The 4,635-nt window shown below is 35.8% G+C and carries 6 protein-coding genes; all 6 read right to left on the reverse strand.

Translation table 11 applies throughout. The annotated features are described in order from the left end of the window. Nucleotides 1-253: 253 nt before the first annotated feature. The 6 genes from Megvenef_RS07555 to Megvenef_RS07580 all read right to left on the reverse strand — a co-directional run bounded on the left by Megvenef_RS07555 (nt 254) and on the right by Megvenef_RS07580 (nt 4,566). Nucleotides 254-1,009, reverse strand: coding sequence for a cytochrome c1 (locus tag Megvenef_RS07555; protein WP_410519771.1), 756 nt, complete (start codon nt 1,007-1,009; stop codon nt 254-256). Nucleotides 1,010-1,033: 24 nt separating this feature from the next. Further along, nucleotides 1,034-2,272: a cytochrome b gene (locus Megvenef_RS07560; RefSeq protein ID WP_322777350.1), complete on the reverse strand. Its 1,239-nt coding sequence runs from the start codon at nt 2,270-2,272 to the stop codon at nt 1,034-1,036. A gap of 2 nt (nt 2,273-2,274) precedes the next feature. After that, on the reverse strand, nt 2,275-2,811 hold the full coding sequence (gene petA / locus Megvenef_RS07565) for a ubiquinol-cytochrome c reductase iron-sulfur subunit (RefSeq protein ID WP_322777351.1): 537 nt from the start codon (nt 2,809-2,811) through the stop codon (nt 2,275-2,277). Between the two features lie 122 nt (nt 2,812-2,933). Continuing rightward, nucleotides 2,934-3,332, reverse strand: a complete 399-nt coding sequence (locus Megvenef_RS07570) for a DUF2670 domain-containing protein (RefSeq protein WP_322777352.1) — start codon at nt 3,330-3,332, stop codon at nt 2,934-2,936. Nucleotides 3,333-3,438: 106 nt separating this feature from the next. After that, complete coding sequence (locus Megvenef_RS07575) at nt 3,439-4,077, reverse strand: heme exporter protein CcmB (protein ID WP_322777353.1); 639 nt, start codon at nt 4,075-4,077, stop codon at nt 3,439-3,441. A 207-nt stretch (nt 4,078-4,284) separates the two neighbouring features. Beyond that, entirely contained in the window at nt 4,285-4,566 is a 282-nt protein-coding gene (locus Megvenef_RS07580; protein WP_322777354.1) for a hypothetical protein, read from the reverse strand. Nucleotides 4,567-4,635: the final 69 nt, after the last annotated feature.

The following is a 4,635-nucleotide window of genomic DNA, read 5'->3' on the forward strand; positions in this document are numbered from 1 at the left end:
AAAAAATGAATGTGCGGTGATTTATTTTTGAAATTCTTGAAATTATATCAAAAATTTAGAGTTTTGACGGAGAGACTACAAAATACTTAATTTTTATTTGGACATTAATGGAAATAAGTTCAGGGTAATTTTATCCTGAGAGCTCACAAGAACATACCGGCCTTAGCCTGGTATTTTCTTGTGTTGCCGGTGGGTTTTCTTCTGAGGGAAAAACAACAGCCCAATGAAGTTTAAAAGGTAGATGTGCTAATGCCTACTTAACGTCCTTCCAAACTCTCTTTTTAGCAATAAAAAAGAATATAGTGAAGACTGATAGAAATATCATTACCTTTAATCCCATGGATTTACGATGCTCCATTTCTGGTTCTGCTGCCCATTGTAAGAAGATGGTAACGTCACGAGCCATTTGGTCAACCGTGGCTGAAGTTCCGTCCATAAAGGTAACTTGATCGGCAGAAAGTGGAGCAGGCATTGATATTTGTCCGCCTTCAAAATAGGGGTTATAATTTAAACCAGGCATCATTGTAACGTGCGAAGGTGGTTCTTGGTAACCAGTTAGTAAGGAATATATATAGTTTGCTCCATCTTCTCTTGCTTTGACGATCAAGGATAAATCAACAGGGAAAGCTCCATTATTTGCAGCTCTTGCAGCTTCTGAATTAGGATAAGGTGATACAAATCTGTCAGACGGTGTTGCTGGGCGATCAAACATTTCTCCCGTGTCGTTTGGTCCGTCTTTAACATCTTTTTTGGCAGCTATTTCTTTGATCTCAGCATCAGCAAAGCCTAAATCTTTAAGATTTCTGTAGTAAAGATGGTTCAATCCATGGCAAGCTGAACAAACCTCGAGATATACCTGAGCTCCTCTTTGAGCTGCCTGGCGATCAAATGTTCCAAAAACGCCTTCGAATGGCCAAACTAGTTGTTTTGGCTCTTGTGCACCAGAGGACGCAAAGGCATTTGGAATCATGAAAATTACCAATATACTAGCAAGAAGTGGGGATATTATTTTATACATTTTCATATCTAATTATTAAATTATATCATCTTTATGCATTTTTTCCTCTTCTTCTACATTATGTGGAAGAGGGAGGGGTTTTTCAAATTTCGCGATAGTAGGTATGATAATTAAAAAATGAAAAAAATAATATGTAGCTGCAATCCTACTGACCGTTAAATAAGGTTCTTCAGCGGGCTTACCTCCGACATACCCTAGAACAAGGCAGTCAATTACGAAAAGCCAAAAAGCCCATTTGTATAGAGGCCTGTAGTTTGCGCTCCGAACTTTTGATCTGTCAAGCCATGGTAGTACAAATAAAATTAGGATACTACCGAACATTAACAACACCCCGCCAAGTTTAGAGGGGACGGCCCTAAGTATTGCATAAAACGGTAAAAAATACCACTCTGGGACTATGTGTGCTGGTGTTACTAAAGGGTTCGCCGGCGTATAATTATCAGGGTGACCAAGCAAATTAGGTTTATAGAATATAAAATAAGCAAATATTAGGAAGTAAATTCCAAAACCAAAGAAATCTTTGATGGTGTAATAAGGATGAAAAGGAATCATATCTTCTTTTTTCAACTTTACGCCTGTAGGGTTATTGGATCCATGCGTGTGTAGTGACCAAATATGCAATATAACGAGCCCAACAATAACAAATGGAAGTAAATAATGCAGGGAGAAAAACCTATTAAGAGTAGGGTTATCTACAGAAAAACCGCCCCAAAGCCATGTAACTATACTTTCTCCAACTATGGGAATAGCGGAAAAAAGATTCGTAATTACCGTTGCACCCCAATAGCTCATTTGACCCCATGGAAGTACATACCCCATGAATGCAGTTGCCATCATAGTTAAAAATATAACTAGACCAATCATCCACAAAAGCTCTCTGGGCTCTTTATACGATCCGTAATATATACCTCTGAAAATATGTAGATATACGGCAACAAAAAACATCGAAGCTCCTACGGCGTGCATATAGCGTAATAACCAACCATAGTTGACATTGCGCATTATTTTCTCAACACTATCGAATGCATGATCAACGTGGGGCGTATAATGCATTGCAAGTATAATCCCAGTGATAATCTGAATTAATAAAGCTATTCCGGCAATTGAGCCTAAACTCCAAAGATAGCTTAGGTTTTTAGGGGTTTTATATACTGCAAAGTGAGACATCCAAGAAAAGATGGGAAGTCTGTAGTCAATCCACGCGATAATTCCAGTTGATTTACTAGAGGGGCTATTTAGTTTGTTGTTATTCATAATCAGCCAATTTTTATTTTAGTATCTGATAAAAACTCATAAGGAGGCACAGCTAAGTTTAGAGGAGCCGGTCCTTTTCTGACCCTGCCAGACTTGTCGTAGTGAGATCCATGACAAGGGCAAAACCATCCTTGAAAATCACCTTTATTTGACAAAGGGACGCAACCAAGATGTGTGCATATACCAATAGTAACCAACCATTTCGCATGACCATCCTTAACCCGTGCGGAGTCTGGTTCTGGATCAACTAAATCCTTTAAAGGAGTGTTTACAACTTCTTGAATTTCGGCTTCGGTTCTATTTGTTATAAAAACAGGTTTTCCTCGCCATTTAACGGTCATAGTTTGACCTGGCTCTACTTTAGAAATATCAACTTCTATAGCTGACATAGCCAAGACATCTGCTGATGGATTTAATGAGTCTATAAGAGGCCAAGCTGCGCAGGCTGCTCCAACTGCAGTCATACCGGTCGCGGCTAAAGTCATAAAATCCCTTCTTGTGGTCTTATCTGGATCGTCTGGCAAAATATCTTCTGACATAGATTATCTTAAATTTAAATTAGATTGATGGTCATTATAACTTGAGATATCTGGCATTGGCAATAATTTAGCTCGGTTTGCTCAGAAAAAAGTTATCTTTACTAGTATAAAAAATACGTTCTTTATAAAGATCCATTGGAATCTTTGTCTGCATAAGGGTCTTTTGTTTGGTCATAGTTTTCAAAATCTAGCAAATTTTTTACAGTTTTTTCCAGATGAATTTCGTCAGGAGTTGCTTCGTACTTAGGCGGACTTTGGAGGCATTCCCAAAAATCTTCAAGCCTTGTGATTTTTGGAACGCAATATCTAGCGACAGATTTTGTATCACTTAGGGCCTTAGATACTACTTCTTCAGCGGCTTGAAGCACCCCAGCTTGGGTCAGGCCTTGAAGCACCCAATAAGCAACAATAATAGCCGAAACCATGACCATAATGTACCATTTACTAATAATACCATAGACAAAAAGTAGCATCGGGCTTTTAAGCAAAAACTTTAGTTTGCTAAGGAATATATCTAACATGAATTTATTGACATAGGTTAATTATATAAACACCAGTTTAGATCAATCTTAATGTATTGATCTCGTTGTAACAAACTTTTTACCTATGCAGAGGAGTGTTTCTAAATCAGATGTTGTAAATATTATCAATAAGGTAACTTGAGAGATAAAGTGTTGGAGGAATAATTACTAAATTTATACCAAGCATTATTACGAGTAAATGAGTTTCTTGTAGATTTTGAGTAAGGATTCCAGCAAGAATTATATTAGGCAGGATCAAGGGCATAACTAAAATAGCAAAAAAATTAGTATTAGAACGAAAATATCCTTGTATCGATGCTATTAGTACTATTAATGCTGAGCTGAGAGTTATAAGTAATAAAGATGTTAATAACAGAATAACAACTTGATAGAATTGTAAATTAAAAAAAATAGCTAATAATGGGTTCACTAAAACAAAACAAAAAAGCGTAATGAGGCTTAGTACAAGAAACTTAGATAAAACTATTTTTTGGGCTGAAGAGGTTATTAATAGATATTCAAGGCTACCATCTTCAATATCTGTTTTGATTAAGTTATTCGTCAAACCCAAAAAACATAACGGGATGCAAACCAGAGAAAATATCGCCCCAAATTTTTGTACGTCATCGTGGGAGTTAATCAGTGTCAGGCTGAATATACAAAAACCAAAAAATAAAACAGAGTATTTTATCAGGTTATATACTTTGTTTTGAATAAGGAATTCCTGAGACAATAATATTTTCATTTTAAATGTTAGTTTTGGATTAAGAGTGATTTAATTTCATGAGTTATTATAGCATTTATTACTTCAATGTGCATATCTATATATGATTTTTCCTATATGCATAAAATAATTTTACCTAGTAGCTTTTTTAAGCGCTAAAATTTATTAAATCATCGTCCAACAACACCATAATTTAAGCCTTTATCAAAGAAGACTCAGATCTTCGTTCTATAAGATATCGAAAGATTCATCAGCTTCTGCGACTAAATCAATAGAGTCTTCGTTACTAGATTGATAATCCATAGCTAAATTAGCTTGTAAAAAAATATTGTGGGCATCGTTCATCATTTTATATTCAAATAAGGTATAGTATTTGAGTATAAACTTATTTATTTCTTCGGGCAGGTTGTCCACCCACGATAAGCTCAATAATGCTTCAAGCTGTATTTTATTATTGTAATTTGAGTAAGAAGCAAATGGGGGTAATTCTTTAGCAACGAGACTTTCCATCTATTTGTGTAAATTCGATTATAGGCACTTAAATTCTCCCTTCGAATTTGATCATAAAATGAGCCATAG

Origin of the sequence: Candidatus Megaera venefica (genome assembly GCF_034554655.1) — a bacterium.
Classification (GTDB): domain Bacteria; phylum Pseudomonadota; class Alphaproteobacteria; order Rickettsiales; family Rickettsiaceae; genus Megaera_A; species Megaera_A venefica.

What these genes read in the sequence shown, in the direction of transcription:
- Megvenef_RS07560 (WP_322777350.1), bottom strand. Translation starts at nt 2,272, where the DNA reads ATGAATAACAACAAACTAAATAGCCCCTCTAGTAAATCAACTGGAATT.
- petA (WP_322777351.1), bottom strand. Translation starts at nt 2,811, where the DNA reads ATGTCAGAAGATATTTTGCCAGACGATCCAGATAAGACCACAAGAAGG.
- Megvenef_RS07570 (WP_322777352.1), bottom strand. Translation starts at nt 3,332, where the DNA reads ATGTTAGATATATTCCTTAGCAAACTAAAGTTTTTGCTTAAAAGCCCG.
- Megvenef_RS07575 (WP_322777353.1), bottom strand. Translation starts at nt 4,077, where the DNA reads ATGAAAATATTATTGTCTCAGGAATTCCTTATTCAAAACAAAGTATAT.
- Megvenef_RS07580 (WP_322777354.1), bottom strand. Translation starts at nt 4,566, where the DNA reads ATGGAAAGTCTCGTTGCTAAAGAATTACCCCCATTTGCTTCTTACTCA.